This window comes from Mediterraneibacter butyricigenes, from assembly GCF_003574295.1.
Lineage (GTDB): Bacteria > Bacillota > Clostridia > Lachnospirales > Lachnospiraceae > Mediterraneibacter_A > Mediterraneibacter_A butyricigenes.
Genome location: NZ_BHGK01000001.1, coordinates 442072 through 460969 on the forward strand (window position 1 = coordinate 442072; position 18898 = coordinate 460969).

The 18898-nt window shown below is 45.3% G+C and carries 16 protein-coding genes; all 16 read right to left on the bottom strand.

Features of this window, described 5'->3' with window-relative positions; translation table 11 throughout:
* Window positions 1-37: 37 nt before the first annotated feature.
* On the bottom strand, window positions 38-781 hold the full coding sequence (sigE, locus tag KGMB01110_RS02120; protein ID WP_117601888.1) for an RNA polymerase sporulation sigma factor SigE: 744 nt from the start codon (window positions 779-781) through the stop codon (window positions 38-40).
* On the bottom strand, window positions 778-1620 hold the full coding sequence (locus tag KGMB01110_RS02125; RefSeq protein WP_170141677.1) for a sigma-E processing peptidase SpoIIGA: 843 nt from the start codon (window positions 1618-1620) through the stop codon (window positions 778-780). Before KGMB01110_RS02125 ends, sigE begins: the two co-directional genes overlap by 4 nt.
* Before the next feature lie 354 nt (window positions 1621-1974).
* Window positions 1975-3213 (bottom strand): cell division protein FtsZ, encoded by a 1239-nt coding sequence (gene ftsZ / locus KGMB01110_RS02130; protein WP_117889308.1) that lies wholly within the window; start codon window positions 3211-3213, stop codon window positions 1975-1977.
* Window positions 3214-3408: 195 nt separating this feature from the next.
* Window positions 3409-4353 carry a cell division protein FtsQ/DivIB gene (locus KGMB01110_RS02135; RefSeq protein WP_119297401.1) on the bottom strand — a complete coding sequence of 315 codons (945 nt, stop codon included), beginning with the start codon at window positions 4351-4353 and terminating at the stop codon, window positions 3409-3411.
* Between the two features lie 114 nt (window positions 4354-4467).
* Window positions 4468-5565, bottom strand: a complete 1098-nt coding sequence (gene ftsW, locus KGMB01110_RS02140) for a putative lipid II flippase FtsW (RefSeq protein WP_243112851.1) — start codon at window positions 5563-5565, stop codon at window positions 4468-4470.
* A gap of 76 nt (window positions 5566-5641) precedes the next feature.
* Complete coding sequence (murD, locus tag KGMB01110_RS02145) at window positions 5642-7000, bottom strand: UDP-N-acetylmuramoyl-L-alanine--D-glutamate ligase (protein ID WP_119297402.1); 1359 nt, start codon at window positions 6998-7000, stop codon at window positions 5642-5644.
* A gap of 29 nt (window positions 7001-7029) precedes the next feature.
* The gene (gene mraY / locus KGMB01110_RS02150; RefSeq protein WP_119297403.1) at window positions 7030-7986 is read right to left on the bottom strand and encodes a phospho-N-acetylmuramoyl-pentapeptide-transferase; all 957 of its coding nucleotides are present in this window, start codon (window positions 7984-7986) and stop codon (window positions 7030-7032) included.
* Between the two features lie 55 nt (window positions 7987-8041).
* On the bottom strand, window positions 8042-9841 hold the full coding sequence (locus KGMB01110_RS02155; RefSeq protein ID WP_119297404.1) for a peptidoglycan D,D-transpeptidase FtsI family protein: 1800 nt from the start codon (window positions 9839-9841) through the stop codon (window positions 8042-8044).
* 79 nt (window positions 9842-9920) lie between these two features.
* Window positions 9921-11939, bottom strand: a complete 2019-nt coding sequence (locus tag KGMB01110_RS02160; protein WP_119297405.1) for a peptidoglycan D,D-transpeptidase FtsI family protein — start codon at window positions 11937-11939, stop codon at window positions 9921-9923.
* An 8-nt stretch (window positions 11940-11947) separates the two neighbouring features.
* Window positions 11948-12463: a hypothetical protein gene (locus KGMB01110_RS02165; protein ID WP_119297406.1), complete on the bottom strand. Its 516-nt coding sequence runs from the start codon at window positions 12461-12463 to the stop codon at window positions 11948-11950.
* A gap of 73 nt (window positions 12464-12536) precedes the next feature.
* Complete coding sequence (gene rsmH, locus KGMB01110_RS02170; RefSeq protein WP_117602540.1) at window positions 12537-13472, bottom strand: 16S rRNA (cytosine(1402)-N(4))-methyltransferase RsmH; 936 nt, start codon at window positions 13470-13472, stop codon at window positions 12537-12539.
* A 49-nt stretch (window positions 13473-13521) separates the two neighbouring features.
* Window positions 13522-13959 carry a division/cell wall cluster transcriptional repressor MraZ gene (gene mraZ / locus KGMB01110_RS02175; RefSeq protein ID WP_117601879.1) on the bottom strand — a complete coding sequence of 146 codons (438 nt, stop codon included), beginning with the start codon at window positions 13957-13959 and terminating at the stop codon, window positions 13522-13524.
* 440 nt (window positions 13960-14399) lie between these two features.
* Window positions 14400-14633: a hypothetical protein gene (locus tag KGMB01110_RS02185; RefSeq protein ID WP_117601877.1), complete on the bottom strand. Its 234-nt coding sequence runs from the start codon at window positions 14631-14633 to the stop codon at window positions 14400-14402.
* A 63-nt stretch (window positions 14634-14696) separates the two neighbouring features.
* Window positions 14697-15536 (bottom strand): DegV family protein, encoded by an 840-nt coding sequence (locus tag KGMB01110_RS02190; protein WP_119297408.1) that lies wholly within the window; start codon window positions 15534-15536, stop codon window positions 14697-14699.
* Between the two features lie 148 nt (window positions 15537-15684).
* Window positions 15685-16911: an FtsW/RodA/SpoVE family cell cycle protein gene (locus KGMB01110_RS02195; protein WP_119297409.1), complete on the bottom strand. Its 1227-nt coding sequence runs from the start codon at window positions 16909-16911 to the stop codon at window positions 15685-15687.
* Between the two features lie 35 nt (window positions 16912-16946).
* Window positions 16947-18845 carry an asparagine synthase (glutamine-hydrolyzing) gene (gene asnB, locus KGMB01110_RS02200; RefSeq protein ID WP_117889314.1) on the bottom strand — a complete coding sequence of 633 codons (1899 nt, stop codon included), beginning with the start codon at window positions 18843-18845 and terminating at the stop codon, window positions 16947-16949.
* Window positions 18846-18898: the final 53 nt, after the last annotated feature.

The following is an 18898-nucleotide window of genomic DNA, read 5'->3' on the forward strand; positions in this document are numbered from 1 at the left end:
TAAATATTATTCGCACAATTCCGACTTTTATTTTTCTTTATACTTCATATCGATCCAGTTCTCTTTTCAGCCGGATCATAATCTTTTTCTCCAGTCTGGAAATATAGGACTGTGAAATTCCGAGAATATCTGCCACTTCTTTCTGGGTCTTTTCTTCCCCGTCCGGATGCCCCAGTCCAAAACGAAGCTGTACGATCAGCTTTTCTCTTGGCGGAAGCTGATTGACTGCACGTATCAACAGTTTCTTTTCCGCCTCCAGCTCCAGATCCCGGTAAATCGTATCTTCTTCCGTCCCCAGAATATCCGACAGAAGCAATTCATTTCCGTCCCAGTCCACATTTAACGGTTCATCAATGGAAACCTCCATCCTGGTCTTATGATTTCTTCTCAGGTACATCAGAATCTCATTTTCAATACACCTGGAAGCGTAAGTCGCCAGCTTGATGTTCTTTTCCGGATTAAAAGTATTGATCGCCTTGATCAGTCCAATGGTTCCGATAGAAATCAGATCCTCCACTCCCACTCCTGTATTATCAAATTTCTTTGCTATGTAAACCACCAACCGAAGATTATGTTCGATCAGCGTTTCCTTCGCCTCCTGATCCATTCTGGAACCCAGCCGTCCGATCATCCGGCTTTCTTCTTCACCGGCCAGAGGTGCCGGCAGGACATCTGCTCCTCCGATATAATGAATTTCCTGATTTCTGCCGAAAAAGAATCTCTGCACTCCCGGAAATATGTTCCAGGAAAATTTCTGTGGCCTCTTTGTTTTTTCCATCATGATTCTACTCCTCCTAATCCCTCCGGATTTAATAAAATATCATATTCTTCCTGTTCAAACACCGGGATCTGGCAAATCCCGATCACAGGATGCTTCATCCACCTTCCTGATTCCGCGAGCTTTCCTGTCTTCCGGCTTCTTCCGTCTCCAACCGGCTGAAGATACATTTTCTCGATTTCCAGTACCGGCATCTCGCCTTCTCCCTGCACCGTACTGTATGGAATCCTGTAAAAATTCTTGTTTTCTCTTCTTAATTCCTCTCCGAAAAGTTCTTCCGCCTTTTTCTTTGCCATCACATGCACCGGCTTCTGCGAACAGGGATCTTTCAGGCTATTTCCGGTATCCATTTTTCCCCGTACCACAAAACATTTTTCTCCGGTATACAACTCAATCTCATAGATCCCCTGTCTCCTGACCAGCAGCATTTCCAGGAACTTCACCATCCAGTTTCCAAATCCGTAAGCCATTCCCGCAAACAAGAAAAAGATTCCCACAGATCGGACTGACCTGGAAACGCTTTGCAGGATTCCTCCCATCAAAAACGTGCAGATCATCAGAACCATAAAGGCTTTTGCAAAAAATCGAAAAGAGCGGACCGGAAACGCACAAAAGATCATACCGGCTCCGCCGCACAGATACGCCAACATGCTCTTGAGCCAGAAATTCGGCAAATAAATGACCGTCATCAAAACTCCCACCAATGCCCCCACCCCGGCTGCAAGAAAGAGTCTGCCCCATGTAATCCGACATTTCAGAATCCCCACTGTCAATAGAAGCAGGATTCCATCCATCATAAAATTTATCAGGAAGATCAGGTCTACATACACTTCATAATGCATCGCAACCATCCTTCTTACTCTTAGGTACTAAATCGATTTGGCACCCTTTTATTATAGAAAGAGCGGACTTCACATTTTGTCAGATCGTGAAGTCCGCTGCTTAGATTCTTTCGACGGCATCTGCCAGTTTCTCGCAATTGCCGAGCGTTCCCTCTGTCACATTCCGGCATTGTATACGCTCACCCTGGACTTAGGATAAACGAAAAAAGATCCACCGGGCCTTTTTGTCGTATGTCTGGCAAATCAAAAAAAGCCATCTTATTTTCGTTGAATTACTCAACAAAAACAAAATGGCTTCTGATGTCGAAACTTCTATTCTGTTGTATCTTTCCGTATGTCCTGTCGGATATCCGTCTATTTCTTAAAGAAATCCGGAATCTTGATGGACTGTTCTTTCACCTTACTGGAAGGTGTTCTCGGCTGCTGCATGGTCGGGATGGTTCCACCCTGCGGTCTCTCCGGAATATCCGACTGGATTCTTCTCTCCGGATTTGCAGAATGTGCAACATGGGAAGAATTCAGACCTGCTGCTGAGGAAGTTGCTGCAGAACGTGTCGGAGAAACCATATCTCCTGACGGAAGAATGGATCCCATCTTCTGCTGTCCTTCCAGTCTTGCTTTCAGCTTGGAAGCACTTCCCCCTACGTTATGAAGTCCTGTTGCGATTACAGTGATTCTTGCCTCATCTGTGCGGCTGTCATCATACATCGCACCAAAGATAATGTTTGCTCCTTCTCCTGCCAGATCCTGCACGTAATCTGCGGCATCGGAAGCATCCATCAATGTAATATCTCCGGAAATATTGATAATAACATGAGAAGCACCGGTGATGGTTGTCTCCAACAGAGGACTTGCCACTGCCTGTTTTACTGCTTCTAATGCCTTGTCATCCCCCTTGCCTTCACCGATACCGATATGTGCAATACCCTTGTCCTTCATAACGGTCTGGATATCTGCAAAGTCCAGGTTGATCAGTGACGGAACGTTGATCAGGTCGGTAATACCCTGAATACCCTGCTGTAACACTTCGTCTGCCTTCTTCAGAGCTTCCGGCATCGTCGTTCTTCTGTCTACTACTTCCAACAGTTTATCATTCGGGATCACGATGATGGTATCCACGTTTTCTTTTAATTTATCGATTCCTGCAAGTGCGTTCTCCATACGGGTTCTGGATTCAAAACGGAACGGTTTTGTAACAACACCTACGGTCAGTGCGCCCTGTTCTTTTGCGATTCTTGCAACCACCGGAGCTGCTCCTGTACCGGTACCGCCACCCATACCACAGGTAACAAATACCATGTCAGCACCTTTCAGTGCTGCGGAAATCTCCTCAGAACTTTCTTCTGCTGCTTTCTCTCCTACTTCCGGCTGTGCTCCTGCACCAAGTCCTTTGGTAAGTTTCTCGCCAATCTGCATCAGTGTCGGTGCCTTGCAAAGCTGAAGCGCCTGTTTATCTGTATTGATCGCAATAAACTCTACTCCTGCGATCTGCTCATCGATCATTCGATTCACGGCATTATTTCCGCCGCCGCCTACTCCGATTACTATAATCCGTGCGGCTGCTTCTGATTCGTTTGTTTTAATTTCTAACAAGGGTCTTTCCTCCTTCGTTGTTCTTACTAACTTCTTATACTTCCCTGATATTGAACGATACAATCCAATAAGTATATAATATAGTTTTTTAGCCAAATAATCAATAGAATTTTTTACACTTTTTGCATTTTTTCCTTACAATTCAACTATATCAGATTCCAGACTCTTTCTCCTGAAAAATCTGATTTTCATTTTCTAATTATAGTCCGAGTCGTAATCTGAGTCATAATCCGAGTCGTAATCTGAGTCATAATCCGAATCATAATCTGAATCATAGTCGGAATCATAATCACTGCTGTCATACGAATTATCATCATAGCCGGAATCATAATCGCTATTGTAATCGGAGTCACTGTCCTCAGAATCACTGCCGGAATCTTCCGTATTTTCTTCCTTATCCGGCACAAAGCTGATCGCTGCCCCAGAACCGAAATAATTTTCCAGGTGAAGGGTTCCTGTCGCATCCGGATATTTTTCCGAAAGTTTTTCCAGGATCGGAGGAATCTGGGCGATCTTTTCATCCAGTTTTCCACTTCCAAGCAATGCGGTGATCTGGCCGAAATATAAGGTTACATCTTTCCCCTCAAACACGATCCGATCCGGCGAAAGCTCCTGTTTCTTCACTTCACTTGTCACGGTCAGAACCGAATCAAAGATCTCCGTGTCTTCCACCGGAAGCACCTTGTGTGCTTTCACATCCGCCGTGGTCAGATTGATCCCCTCAATCTTTGGTACTCCGTCCACAGACTCCAGATCTGCGATCAGTGCCACCACTCCGTCTTTGTCAAAATAAATATATTTTCCGTTCAGCTCCAGATAGCCGATGATAGATGTTTCATAGACCCGGATCCGGATGGTCCATGGATTCTTCAGACTGATGTCCGCACCTTCCACCAGGGGAAGATCCTTCATCTGGGTATGACGGTATTTCCACCAGACATACGCAGAATTGGACGTGTATTTATCTTTCTTTAACCAGTTTACAATCTCGGTTTCCGATGTGTAGGAATTTCCCGTCACTTCAATTTTCTGTATATGAAACAGCAAAAGGAAGGCAAGGATCAGAATGGCAAGTCCGAGAACCAACGCCAGAAATCCGGACCAGACTCCTTCTCTCTTTTTCTTTCTTTTCTTCTTCATTCGTACTCCTTTCCTATCCCGTACTTTTTTTGTTTTTACTCTTTTTATCTCAGAGTATCTTTATCGCTTTACACGTTTCGCTTTTTACTTTTTTTGTTTTTCCGGTTATCTTTTTCATTCTATCAAATTTGATACACTCAGCACAAGCCCCATTTCGATCAGAAGGAACACAACCGAGGTACCGCCGTAACTTACAAACGGAAGCGTAATCCCGGTATTGGGAATGGAATTTGTCACCACGGCAATATTTAAGATTACCTGGATCATCATGTGCGCCATGGCTCCCGCCGCGATCAACGCGCCAAACAGATCTCTGGCATGCGTCGCGATCACGAAGAACCTCCAGATCATAAGCAGGAACAACAACAGAATCAGTCCCGCTCCCACCAGCCCCAGTTCTTCACAAATAATCGAAAAAATCATATCATTCTGCGCTTCTGGAAGAAATCCCAGCTTCTGAATGCTCTTGCCCAGCCCCTGCCCGAACAGACCGCCGGAACCGATGGCATAAAGTCCCTGCAGCGTCTGATACCCTTTTTCAAACTGTTCCGGATTCCGCCAGATCTCCAACCGCTCCAGGCGATAACTTTCCAGTCCCAGAAAAATCCCCAGAAATCCTGCCCCTGCAGCCGCCATCCACAGGAACTGCCCGTATTTCGGACTTGCCGTAAAGATCAGGATCCCGGCGATTCCCAGAATAATAATTGCCGTACTCAGGTTGCTTGCCCCTACCAGACCTGCAATGGGAAGTACCGGAAGAAACAATCGGATCATGGTAGAAAATTTTCCGATCTTTTTGGTCTGTCGCTCGATCATCCATGCCAGGAACAGGATAACCGCCACCTTCGCAAATTCCGACGGCTGAAAAGAAAACGGACCCAAAGACAGCCATCTTTTGGATCCGTTATATTCTTTTCCCACAAACAAAACCGCAACAGACAGGGCAAGCGCACTGACATAAGCTGCCGGAGCAAACCGGCTCCATTTGTGGTAGTCAATCCCGGCCGTCACAAACATTCCAACCAGTCCCAGTATCGTTGCAAATCCCTGCTTTTTCAGATAGTAAAAGCGATCATGAAATTTCGTCAGTCCGTTATAAGAACTGGTGCTGTACATCAAAACCAGTCCCACCGCCACCAGAATCCAGATCACCACCAACAGCGTTGTATCATAATGATTCTTCCCGGACCCCGCTGATTGCTTTGCGCTTATCGATTGCTTCGATTGCACTGATTCATTTGACTGCTTCAAATTGTGCACTCCTGCTCAGACTTTTTTGCTTTTCGCTTTACGTCTCAGGCAATGCCCGGACAAGCTCTTTAAAGATTTCTCCACGTTGCTCGTAATTCTTAAACATTCCCCAGCTTGCACAGGCCGGTGAAAGAAGAACCGCGTCTCCCGGTTCTGCGTATTTCACACATTTCTCAAACGCTTCTTCAAAGGTATCTGCAAACACATAATCCTCGAACCCATTTGCCTTTGCACACTCTGCGATCTTCTCCCGGGTTGCTCCGATCAGAACCAGTTTCTTCACTTTTCCGTCAAAAGCCTGGATCCATTCATCATAGGAAGAATCCTTGTCATATCCTCCGCCGATCAGAACCGTCTTCCGGTTCATCGCCTTAATCCCGCGAATTGCTGCATCCGGATTGGTTCCTTTCGAGTCATTATAGTAAGTGACCCCCTGTTTTTCTGCCACGAATTCGATTCGGTGTTCCACTCCTGCAAATGCTTTAACAACCTTTCGGATCACCTCGGTCGGAACTCCGTAGGCTTTTGCACAGGCTGCCGCCGCCATTACATTTTCATAGTTATGAGTGCCGAGAAGCTGCAGTTCATCGATGGTACAAAGCACTTCTTCTGCTTCTCCATTCAGCTTCAACACAATCTTACCATCCTCAAGAAATACACCCTCTTCCAGACGTCTTGCGCTGCTGAAAAAAATCACCTTTGCTTTCAGGGTTTCTCCGAACGGCCGCAAGACCTCATCCTCATAATTCAGCACACAGGTATCTTCCTCTGTCTGATTCACTGTGATGTTTTCTTTCGCCGCAATATATGCTTCCATCGTATGATGACGATTCAGATGATCCGGTGTGATGTTTAAGATCGCACTGACTTTCGGTGCAAAACTGTGGATTGTTTCCAACTGGAAGCTGCTCATCTCTGCCACCGCAACGGAATCTTCTGCCATGGAAAGCACTGCATCCGTATACGGATTTCCGATATTTCCCACCACAAACACGCTGTCTTTGTATGCTTTCATGATCTCGCCAAGCAAAGAGGTCGTTGTGGTCTTTCCGTTGGTTCCCGTAATTGCCAGTACATCCCCTTTTCCATAGACATACGCCAGTTCTACTTCTCCCCAGATCGGTATCTGTAACGCTTTCATCTCTTCCACTACCGGAAGATCCATCGGAACTCCCGGACTCAAAACTACCAGTGCCAGAGACTCCATCACGTCTTTTGAAAGGTCGCCCAGAATCACCTGAACCTCTCCCGTCTTTTCTTTTAACGCTTCCGGATCCAAGGACGTATTGCCGTCATAAAGGATCACCTGTGCCTGCTGTGCAAGCAATAATTTACACGCTGCGATCCCGCTGATCCCGGAGCCGAATACCAGTACATTTTTCCCTTTGATCTCCATCTTTTTTCCCTGCTTTCTGTCGTTCTTTTTTATAATCCCATATATGCGACCAGACAAAGGATCGCTGTTACGATGGAAAAGACCGCAACCACTCTGGTCTCTGACCATCCGCACAATTCAAAATGATGATGGATCGGTGCCATCTTGAAAAACCGTTTTCCGCCTGTTTTCTTAAAATATGTGACCTGTATCATAACAGAAACAACTTCTACTAAGTAAATCAGTCCCACGATCAGGATGAACAACGGCATCTGAAGCATATATGCCGTAGCGGAAACAAAACCTCCCAGCGCCAGAGAACCGGTATCTCCCATGAATACACTGGCCGGATATACATTAAATAAGAGGAATCCCATCAATGCTCCGATCACCGCACAGGTAATCGGTTCGATCCCGCTTTTGGTTCCGATCGCCACCACCGAGAAAAAGACTGCCACCAGCAATGTAACACTGGAAGCCAGACCGTCCAGTCCGTCTGTAAAATTGGTTCCATTGACCGTACCGATCACCGCCACAAACAGAAGCGGAATCGCAAGCCATCCGATATCCCAGTACATTCCCCCGGAAAACGGGATCAGCATGGTCAGCGGAATATGCGCCACCTTCACAATATAGTAGGAAAAAATACCTGTCACTACGATCTGCAGCGCCATTTTCTGCATCGGAAACAAGCCGTCTGAACGCCGCATCACAACTTTCAGATAATCATCCAGAAATCCGATCAGTCCAAAACCAAGGGTCAGAAACAGGATCGGGATAATCTTCGGATAATCTTTAATATAGAACAGAGAAGTAATCGCAATACTTGCCAGTATGATCACGCCTCCCATGGTAGGAGTCCCTGCTTTCTTCAGATGAGACTTCACTCCGTCTTCCCGTTCCGTCTGTCCCATTTTCAATTTTCTCAGAAACGGTATGATCACCGGTCCCATCAGAAGACTCAGTGCGAAAGAAATCAGCACCGGTACTATCACTGTCTTACTCATATATACACCTCTTTATCTTTCTTGTTCTTAAAACGCCTCACTAAGTATACCGCATTCAATTCCCTTTTTCAATGCCAAGATAAGGAAGCGCATTCTCAAAAATATCACGCAATACCGGGGCTGCAATGGTTCCTCCATAATAGATTCCCTGTGGATCATGGATCACCACCATCCCCAGGATTTCCGGATCCTCCGCCGGTGCAAACCCTATAAAGGAAGAGATATATTTATTGGCACTTCTCGGAAGAGTTTGAGACGTGGCCGTCTTTCCGCCGATCCGGTACCCCTCCACTGCCCCGTTTTTTCCAGAACCTTCCGACACCACACTTTCCAGAAGCGTTCGCATCGTTTCCGAAGTCTTCTTCGACACCACACCTTTTGTTTTCGAATAGGAAAATGTCTCGATCACCTGCCCCTCCTGATCCCGGATACATTTTGCAAAATGCGGGGTCACTCTGGTTCCTCCGTTGATCAGGGAGCTGACCGTCACCGCCATCTGGATCGGCGTGATCTGAAAGGACTGGCCGAAAGACATGGTCGCCAGTTCCACCAGTCCGATATTGTCTTTTTTGTGCATGATCGTTGCTGCTTCCCCCGGAAGATCGATGCCCGTCTTTCCCATCAGGCCGAACTGCTGAAAATATTCATAGAACCGGTCAGCACCTAGACGAAGCCCAATGTCGATAAATACCGGGTTGCAGGAGTTCTGGATTCCCTGTACAAAGGTTTCCGCCCCATGTCCTCCCACTTTATGACACCGGATTCTCCGATCTTCTACTACCCGGTAGCCCGGACAGGAAAAGGTATCCTGAAGACTGACTACACCTTCTTCCAGACAGGCTGACGCCGTGATGATCTTAAACGTCGAGCCTGGTTCATAGGTATCGTTGATACAGCCGTTTCTCCACATCTGATTCAGAAGATTCTGCTTTTCTGCATCCGACATCCCTGTTGTTCCCATCCACGTATCTGTTTCTCCTGATGTACCAGAATTATGAAGCGAATCATCCGCCTGTGTACCCTCACCTGCATTTCCCATATTCAACGTAAACGGTTCGTTCAGATCAAATTCCGGCACATTGACCATGGCAAGGATCTCTCCGTTTTTCGGATTCATCAGGATCACAAAGACTTTCTGCGCCTGCTTTTCTTCCAGTACCTTCTCTGCCGCCTGCTGAGCATAAGTCTGGAGATTATAATCCAACGTCACTTCCAGGGTATTGCCCGGAATCGGTTCAATCCGGTCTTCCGCCATTTTCTCCAGTTCCAGTCCTCTGGCATCTGTCAGTGTCAGGATCCGCCCGTTCTTGCCTTTTAAAATCTCTTCATATTTTACTTCAAGCCCGATGATTCCCTGATTATCTCCTCCAGTAAAGCCCAGCACCTTGGAAGCCAGTTTTCCGTAAGGATAATAACGTTTATAGTCTTCATCCACCTTCACCCCTGCCAGACCATATTCCCGGATTCGATCTCCTGTCTCCTTTTCGACATTCGTCTTAACCCGCTCCATTGAAGAAACTTTTTCCACCCGCTTACGCACATCCTGTTCGGGAAGTTCCAGTTCTTCGCTTAAAACCTGAATGACCTGTTCCGGATCTTTGATCTGATTATGAATCACCGAAATCGTACAAACTGACTGATTTGCTGCCAGAATTTTCTGATTCCGGTCCACAATTAACCCTCTGGCTGCTTTGATCTCCCGCTCCCGTTCATGAAGTGCTTCTGCCTGTTTCTGATAATATTCCGCTTGAAAGATCATCAGATAAATTAACCTTCCCACCAGCCCCAGAATCATGGCGAAACAGAGACCAAACACAAGTAAGATCTTCCGTTTATGATACGTTTTATTTTTCACCCAAATAAAAAACCCTGTAAAAGATGTTGTTATAACCTATTACATCTTTTACAGAGTTATTCCAATTCGTTTCATTCACCTATTCTTCATCATCATAACCGCTGTCCGCCCAGTCGGTATAATCCGGGTCGTAGGATCCGCTTTCATCTTCATAATATCCGGAATCATTCGAATAATTATCCTCATAGGAACTATCATAATCCTGATAATCATTCTGAGAACTTCCATTTCCTCCAGTTGCTGTTGCACTCTCTGATCGTGTGATATTCAAGTAAGGAAAAGCTTTCGCCATTATCTTCTGGGACAGTTCCATAATATAAGAACTCACCGACTGATTTTCCACATTCGGTTCGTCAATCACTACATAAATTACTACTTCCGGATTTTCCACCGGTGCATACCCAATAAAGGAAAGAAGATAGTTTCCATTTCCACGAGGAAGCTTTTCCGCTGTACCCGTTTTTCCACCAATTTCATATCCCTCTACCTGTGCAGAAGTTCCGGTTCCGTAATCCACAACGGCTTTCATATATTGTCTTACCTGATCAGAAGTTTCTGACGAAATGGTCTTTTTCAAAAGAACCGGATCCTTTGTCTCCAATACATTTCCATCCTCATCCTGGATCTGCTTTACCACATGAGGCTCATAGTAGTTTCCACCATTCACCAAGGAACAAAAACCACTTGCCAACTGGATCATGGTCACATTAAAGTTCTGCCCAAAAGAGTTGGTCGCCAAATCCGTCACCTGCATGTTGTCTTTTGTATACAACAGACTGGCCGTATACCCTTCGTTCGGAAGATCGATTCCCGTATATTGTCCAAAGCCAAAAATTCTCTGATATTTGGTAAAATTTTCTACTCCGATGGCTTCTGCGATCTGCATCAATGCAACGTTACAGGAATTTGCAATTGCTTCTTCTATCGTCTGTGTTCCATGTCCGCTTCTCAAATGGCAGTGAATATCGTAATCTCCCACATGGAGAGATCCTCCACAGACATACGTTTCATTTCCGGTGATTGCTCCAGTCTCCAGACCTGCTGCCACCGTAAATGGTTTCATCGTCGATCCCGGCTCAAAAGCATCGCTGATACAGAAATTTTTCCACATTTTGCTTCGCGCTTCCGTCTTTTCTTCATCCGACATCGACTTAATCTTCTTCTCGGAATAAATAAAGGAAAGATCTTCCGGATTGTTTGGATCAAAGTTCGGATAATTTGCCATCGCCAGAACTTCTCCGTTATTTGGATTCATCACAATCACACCCGTGTTGGCGCTTCCCGGTTCATCCGCTCTTGCCTCTCCTTCATGTTCCTGGTTAAATTCCAGAATACTCTCCTCTACAATGCCCTGTAAGGTTGCATCAATCGTGGACACCACAGTATTTCCATTGACCGCTTCCTTCACCGTCTGTTCCAGAGACGAATTGTCATCTAAATATCCGTATTCTCTTCCATCGGTTCCGTTTAAAATGGAGTTGTATGCACTTTCCAGCCCTACTGCTCCTGCATTTCCACTCCCTGAAAATCCAACTACAGTACTTGCCAGACTGTTGTAAGGATAAGTTCTCTTATAATTTTCCTCCAACCAGATTCCGGTCACATTGGGGTACTTTTTCTTATCCCCTGTAATTTCTTCAAACTCTTTGGACTGTTCATAAGTCAGTCCTTTTTTCAAAATCTGATATCGACTGTCCGGATTTTGCTGGATTGTTGCCCGGAGTTCTTTTTCATCCACTCCGAATTTACTGACCAACATGCTGATCGTTGACTCCTGAGCACCTTGATTCAACTCTTCTGCCTCTCCCAGTGCTTTCACATCCAGGATCAGATTGTAGATTCGTTCACTGGTTGCCAGTTTTGTTCCGTTTCTGTCTACAATATCTCCCCGCTTAAACGGAATGGTTCTGCTGTCATATACTTGCTGATTCAGAACCTTTTTGGTATATTTATCACCATTTTTCACGTTGATCGTCATAATAATTCCTATTAAAATAGCAAAAACTGCCATGACTGCCAAAAACAGAAATGCCAGCTTTTTCTGCATTCTTTTCGGAAATTTTCGGATCAGAAAGTTAAATTGATTTCTCTTTGCCATATGCTTTCCTACTTTGATACGTCCGCCGACTGGGCAATTGCTCCACTCTTTGGAATATTTTCATATTGTTTCACATAATCACTGGTAGGGCTCTCATATTCGATTACCTGTCCTGCGGACGGCTCCACCATTCCCAGTTCATTGATTGCTTTGTCTCGAAGTTCCTGTATATTCACAGAATTTTCAGCCGCATGATAAGCTGTGTCATTTTCCTCCGTCAGGGAAGAAAGTTCTTCCTGAAGAGCTGTAATATTCTCAGATCGTGTCTGAAGTTCCGCCTTTAACTGCAGATACTGCACACAAACAAATACCGCGCAGATCGCTGCGATTGCAAAAAAAATCACATAAGCCGGACTGATCTGACGGGCACGATTTCTGTTCTTACGTACCTGTGAGCTGACCCGGCGCTTCGGCTGTCTGATCTCTTCTCTTCTCTTTGGCATGGCTTCCGGTTGCCGCACCGTATTTCCATACACATACATCTGTCTGTATTCTGTTGTACGGTGGCTTCTTCTTGTTGCCATTGCCGTTCCCCTTTCATTTATAATGCGGAGCGGATCCCCTCGATCCGCCCCAAAAATACTCCCCGTATTTTACTTATGCTCTTTCGAAGATCCGAAGCTTCGCGCTCTTGGATCTGCTGTTGACTTCCAGTTCCTCCTCACCTGGAAGGATTGGCTTTCTGGTGACCACTCTCCCCTTGGACACCTTTCCGCACACACATACCGGAAAATCACTTGGACAGGTACATGGATTTTCATTTCTCCGGAAATTACTTTTTACGATCCGATCTTCCAGTGAATGGAAGGTGATCACGCATAATCTCCCACCCGGATTCAACAGATCAATCATATCATCCAGCGTATCTTTTAATACGTCCAGTTCCCGGTTCAATTCGATCCGGATCGCCTGGAAAGTACGTTTTGCGGGATGTCCCGTAGTCTTCTGCACTTTCATCGGGATAGACTGTCTGATGATCTCCACCAGCTGTCCGGTTGTTTCGATGGGACTCTTCTGTCGTTCGGCTACGATATGTTTTGCAATATTCTTTGCGAAACGATCCTCCCCATAGTCGCGAATCACATGAAAAAGTTCCATTTCAGAATAAGTATTGACAATATCTTTTGCGGTCATGGTCTGTCTCTGGTCCATTCTCATATCCAGAGGAGCATCCATTCGGTAGGAAAATCCCCGGTCAGCCGTATCAAGCTGATAAGATGAAACTCCGAGATCGATCATGATCCCATCTACTTTATCAATCCCTATTTCCTGAAGCCGTGCCTTCATATCACAATAATTGCTTCGGATTATCGTGACCTTCTCCCCGAAGACACTTAATCGGGCGCTTGCCGCTTCGATCGCCGCCGCGTCCTGGTCTATACCTATAAATCTCCCCTTGCTGTCAAGTCTGCTACACACCTGGAAAGCATGTCCGCCTCCGCCCAGTGTAGCATCCACGTAGATTCCATCCGGTCGGATGTTCAGCCCATCTACGGTTTCATGTAGTAATACTGAAGTGTGTTGAAATGCCATCTTTTCCTCCATCCGGTCTTAAGTCTCTTTTTCTTACGTTCGCAGGAAATCAGATACGGATTCCGATCGATTCCATACGATCTGCGATCGCATCCAGATCTTCTTCGGATACTTCGCTGCGTTCTTCCCAAAGATCCTTGTCCCAGATCTCCACGCGATCCTGGACTCCCACCAGGGTCACTTCCTTCTCCAGCCCCGCATCTTTACGAAGTGACGGTGGGACAAGTACTCTCCCCTGCTTGTCATACGTCAGTTCGTTGGCGCTTCCGAAAAAGTAACGCTGAAAAATTCTGGCATCCTTGTTCATCCGTGGTAAAGATTTTAACTCATTTACGAAACTTTCCCATTCTTCCTGAGAATACACAAAAAGGCAGCCTTCCAGCCCTTTACAGATCACAACATTTTCTCCCAGATCGTTGCGAAACTTAGCTGGAATAATCAATCTTCCTTTTTCATCGATCGTATGATTGTATTCTCCTAATAACATTGGAACACCTTTCGTTTCCGTGGTGCTCTACTTCGCACCACATTCTCCCCACAAGTCACCACTTCCTACCACTTGCCCCCATTTTATACCACTTTCACTCCATTTTCAAGTGATTTTTAGAGATTTCACAGTTTCTTTGCAAGAAAATTTTGATTTTCCGATGTATCACGCGATCGTTTTTTTCAGTAAAATCAAGCCAATTTCATGACAAATCACGTTGATCAAGCTATTTTTCTCCCTTTTTTCCCACAATTCACCCCGGAATTCAGAACCCGTGGGGAATTTTTCTCCGGTGGAGCGCAGCTGGGGGAAAACATTATCTTCTCGCAAAAGATTGTAATGGATTTTTCCAACAAAAAACACCTCAGGTATCAGACTTCATTTCATCTGACACTTAAGGTGTATTTCCTCATCCATATCATTCTTTTTAAAATTTTGTTCTACTGAAGGTCATTCAGATAATTCTGAACCGCATCGTAGTTTATTTCTACCACATCTCTCGGCTGTTTTGCTTCATATGCGCCATATGCAGAATAGCCAAGCCATCCCACAAGCACCAGAACCGCCACGCCTAAGACTGTCTTACGGAGAATGCTCTTTCTCTTTTCTTTCTTCATCGTCTCTTTTCGACTGGCCTTCTCCTGTTTATAGCGATCTACTTTCTCCTGACTCATGTCGGTTTCCTTCCTTTCCACGGCTTTCGTGCCTCTATGCACTCCAGTGTATCACATCCGGAACTAAATCACAACAATGATTCCTCCGTCACTTGCATAAAGAGAGCTGACTCCTCTTGTATCAATAATAAAACTGTCTTTCACCTGGATCTTTTCCTGGATCATTTTCCGGACTGCCTCCGCCCGCTCCGGTGCATTACAATGGGAAATTGCAAGAATCTTCTGTTCCGGGTGGATTACTTCTGCTACCACACTGTCTACCATCTTCGTCAGGGCTTTTTTCATCCCTCTGCCCTGCCCTAACTGGTAGATCGTACCTTCCGGTGTGGAACCCATGACCGGTTTAATATTCAGCGCAGTTGCTACCAACGCTTTAATCCCCGTCAATCTTCCATTTTTACGAAGAGCATCCAGACTTTCCAGTACAAAATAGGTATGCTGTTCATCTATAAAAGCATTGACTTGTTCAATCACCTGTTCAAACTCCATTCCCACTTCTTCACATTCCTGGATCTTTAATGCGATCAGTGTCTCCCCAACCGATGCAGACCGGGAATTGAACACATGGATCTGTTTCTCTCCATACTCTTCTTCATATAAATTCTTCCCCAGTACTGCGCTGTTGTAAGAACCACTCAGTTCTGCGGAAAGTGTCACTGCATAAACATGATCCGCATCACAGTGGTAAGAATTCATATAACTTTCCGGGGAAGGACAGGAAGATTTCGGACACTCCGGACTTTCTGCCACCAGCTTTAAAAATGCTGCCTGATCAAATGTATCATCATCTGTAATGATATGATCTTCTACCTGAAGCTGCAGCGGTGCTGTCACAAACCGACCGCTTTCTTTCATCTGTTCTGTCAGTTCTCCACAACTGTCCACGATTACTTTATAACTCATCTTTCTTCCTCCTGCTACCTGTCTTTCTATAAAAACGAAATACGATTTTTATTTCCATCATATGTAGTATTCAATACCACATAATAGTAGCATACTTTCTTTCAGAAGAAAAGAGATTTTTATTTATTTCTCTGCTTCTCTCTCCACACTATTCCCCTGACAACGGAATACTTCTGGAAATATTCAACGCAATTCCCATTTCTGCCATCAAAAACAGGATCGACGTACCTCCGTAGCTGACAAAAGGAAGGGTAATTCCGGTTGTCGGCATCACCTTCGTCACAACCATCACATTAAAAATAACCTGAAGTGCAATATGCATAAAAATTCCGGACGCAACAAGAGATCCATACATATCCGGTGCATTTTGTGCGATAAACAATAAGCGATACAGAAGAAACGCAAACAGGAACAATACCACCAGTGCCCCGAAGATTCCAAGTTCTTCACATACAATCGATAAGATCATATCGTTCTGCACCTCCGGAATCACCATTTTCTGGGTACTGTTTCCCAGCCCTTTTCCGAACACACCACCGGAACCAATGGCATAAAGTGCCTGCGTCACCTGATAACTTCCGTCCGCTGCATATTCCTCCGGTTTCAGCCAGGACAACACTCTCTGCATACGGAATCCACTTTCCGCCAGACTGTCCGCATTGGCCAGAATGAACTGCACGCCCAAAAACATCAAAAGTGCCGCAATGCATACTGCAATCAGAAACGGTTTCTTCTTCGGATGAACAACAAAAATCAATCCAGCCGTAATTCCCGCCACAATGATGGCCGTACTCAGGTTGTCCGTCAGATAATATACCGCACCGGCTGCGACCAGCCCCGGGATCATCGTCCGGATCATTCCCTCCAGCGAATATGCATATTTTCCTGCTTTGCATAACAGATACGGCATCAGCAGGATAATCGCCACCTTCGCCAACTCTGACGGCTGCATGGTTAAACCTGCGGGAAGCTGGAGCCAACGTCTGGATCCGTAACTTTCTACACCCAGCGGAGACCAGCGTACCAACGCCATCATAAACATCGCCAGTCCGTAAATATGCCAGACAAAAGGTGCATACAGATGATAATCGATTTCTGATACAATCATCATCGCCGCAAAGCACACCACGCTGATGATCGCCTGACGACTGAAATAATACGTACTGCTTCCAAATTTATCCTGAGCAGTATAAGAACTGGTACTGTATAACATAACCAGACCAAAACACGTCAGAAAAATTACAATCATCAGCAGATTATAATCAAAATACTGTTCCTTTGCTTTTTTCTTCTGATACCATCTCAGAAAGCTTGTGATAAAATGATCCCCGGATCGTTTTCCGCTCCGGATCGGCTGTACCGTTCGACTCTTCATTTACACTTCCCCTTGTGATTCATTTCATAAATTCCCTATGCATTTGCATATGCTACCGGGCGATCCATCACCGGATGTACCGGTTTTCCATGTCCGAAGTATCTGTCATACCATACCAGGAAAATATAAACCGTCCAGATCTTACGACTGTTATCCGTCTTCTCGTTGGTATTTTTTCCGGCCTTATGATCATCCAGCATCTTCAAAAGCAAATCTGTATTGAAAAACTGCTTTGCCGCATCCGATTCAAACATTTCTTTTACCCGGTTGTAATACGCATCTTCTTTTAACCATACACGAATCGGGATTGGGAATCCCAGTTTCTTCTTTTCAGCTGTTTTGCTGCGGATCACCTTTTCCGCTGCCCCTCTTAAGGCTACTTTTGTCTTCGGTGCACGTACCTTATAGTCAAGCGGCAATGTTTCCGCCAGTTCCAGAACCTTCTTGTCCAGGAACGGCACCCGAACTTCCAGCGAATTTGCCATTCCCATCTTGTCGCCCTTCATCAGAATATCATGTACCAGCCACAGATGCATGTCCACATACTGCATTTTCGTCACCGGATCTTTTCCCTTTACCCGGTCATATAAAGGCTTCGTTACCTTCTGGATTCCCGGCTCACATCCCTTTTTCAGAATCTTATTTGCTTCCCGCTCTGTAAAGATATTGGTTGCATTTGCAAAATATCGTTCTTCCAAAGTCTTTCCGTGGCGCATCAGGAACCCACGGCCCTTCATGCCTCTCGGCAGGCAGCGCTCCGCAAACCAGCCCAGTGCTCTTCGAACCGGCATCGGTACTTTGTTAAATCCGGTATGTTCCAACGGCTCACAGTAAATATTATATCCGCCAAACAACTCATCCGAGCCTTCCCCGGAAAGTACAACCTTTACTTTTTTTGATGCTTCCTGACTTAAGAAATACAATGCAATCGCCGCCGGATCCGCAACCGGCTCATCCATATAATACTGGATATCAGAAAGCTTGTCCCAATATTCCTCCGGTGAAATCACCTTTGCGTCATTCTTCATATTGATACTTGCCGCAAACTCCTTTGCATCCTGGATCTCACTGTATTTTCCCTCATCAAATCCCACGGTAAACGTACGGTCCACCTGACCAAGATAAGTCAGATAACTGGAATCCACTCCACTGGAAAGATAAGATGCGACTTCCACATCACTGATCTTATGCATGGCAACTGAATCTTTCATCACGCGCTCCACATCATCCACGATCTCATCAAAAGATTTCTTCGTATCTCCTCTGAAATCCGGTTCAAAGAAACGGGTGATCTCCATTTTTCCATTTTCATAGGTAAAATAATGTCCCGGCTGCAGGCAGAATACCCCTTTGAAAAACGTTTCATTGGTCGGCACGAACTGGAAAGACAGATAGTTTGCAAGTGCTGCTTCATTAAACACCTTGTCATATTTTGGATGTTCCATAAACGCCTTGATCTCGGATCCATACATAAACGTTCCGTTCATCTGTGCATAATATAATGGTTTAATACCGAAAATATCTCGCGCACCGAACATTTTCTTCTTCTGGGTATCCCAGATCACAAACGCATACATTCCGCGGAGCCTGTCCACCAGTTTTTCGCCCCACTGTTCATATCCATGGATCAAAGTCTCAGAATCCGTATTGGATGTAAAGACATGTCCTGCCTCCACCAATTCCTTTCTCAGTTCCTGATAGTTATAAATTTCCCCGTTAAACGTCAGAACCAATGTCCGGTCTTCATTATATAAAGGCTGATCTCCGACTGCAGAAAGATCGATGATACTCAGACGGCGGAACCCCAGAGCCGCGTCTTCATCTACATATTTTCCCTCACTGTCTGGTCCCCTGTGTACAATGGTATTCATCATATTGGTCAATACCTGCTCTCTATCCTCAACCTCTCCAACAAATCCTACAAATCCGCACATAATTTCAAGTCTCCTTCTTATGTTGCCTGTCTATTCTTATAAACTTCAAAACT

Coding starts and splice junctions, on each gene's coding strand:
- mraZ (WP_117601879.1), bottom strand. CDS start 13,959: ATGTTATTAGGAGAATACAATCATACGATCGATGAAAAAGGAAGATTG.
- mraY (WP_119297403.1), bottom strand. CDS start 7,986: ATGAGTAAGACAGTGATAGTACCGGTGCTGATTTCTTTCGCACTGAGT.
- KGMB01110_RS02185 (WP_117601877.1), bottom strand. CDS start 14,633: ATGAGTCAGGAGAAAGTAGATCGCTATAAACAGGAGAAGGCCAGTCGA.
- KGMB01110_RS02190 (WP_119297408.1), bottom strand. CDS start 15,536: ATGAGTTATAAAGTAATCGTGGACAGTTGTGGAGAACTGACAGAACAG.
- KGMB01110_RS02125 (WP_170141677.1), bottom strand. CDS start 1,620: ATGCATTATGAAGTGTATGTAGACCTGATCTTCCTGATAAATTTTATG.
- KGMB01110_RS02160 (WP_119297405.1), bottom strand. CDS start 11,939: ATGGCAAAGAGAAATCAATTTAACTTTCTGATCCGAAAATTTCCGAAA.
- rsmH (WP_117602540.1), bottom strand. CDS start 13,472: ATGGCATTTCAACACACTTCAGTATTACTACATGAAACCGTAGATGGG.
- KGMB01110_RS02135 (WP_119297401.1), bottom strand. CDS start 4,353: ATGAAGAAGAAAAGAAAGAAAAAGAGAGAAGGAGTCTGGTCCGGATTT.
- asnB (WP_117889314.1), bottom strand. CDS start 18,845: ATGTGCGGATTTGTAGGATTTGTTGGAGAGGTTGAGGATAGAGAGCAG.
- murD (WP_119297402.1), bottom strand. CDS start 7,000: ATGGAGATCAAAGGGAAAAATGTACTGGTATTCGGCTCCGGGATCAGC.
- KGMB01110_RS02195 (WP_119297409.1), bottom strand. CDS start 16,911: ATGAAGAGTCGAACGGTACAGCCGATCCGGAGCGGAAAACGATCCGGG.
- KGMB01110_RS02165 (WP_119297406.1), bottom strand. CDS start 12,463: ATGGCAACAAGAAGAAGCCACCGTACAACAGAATACAGACAGATGTAT.
- sigE (WP_117601888.1), bottom strand. CDS start 781: ATGATGGAAAAAACAAAGAGGCCACAGAAATTTTCCTGGAACATATTT.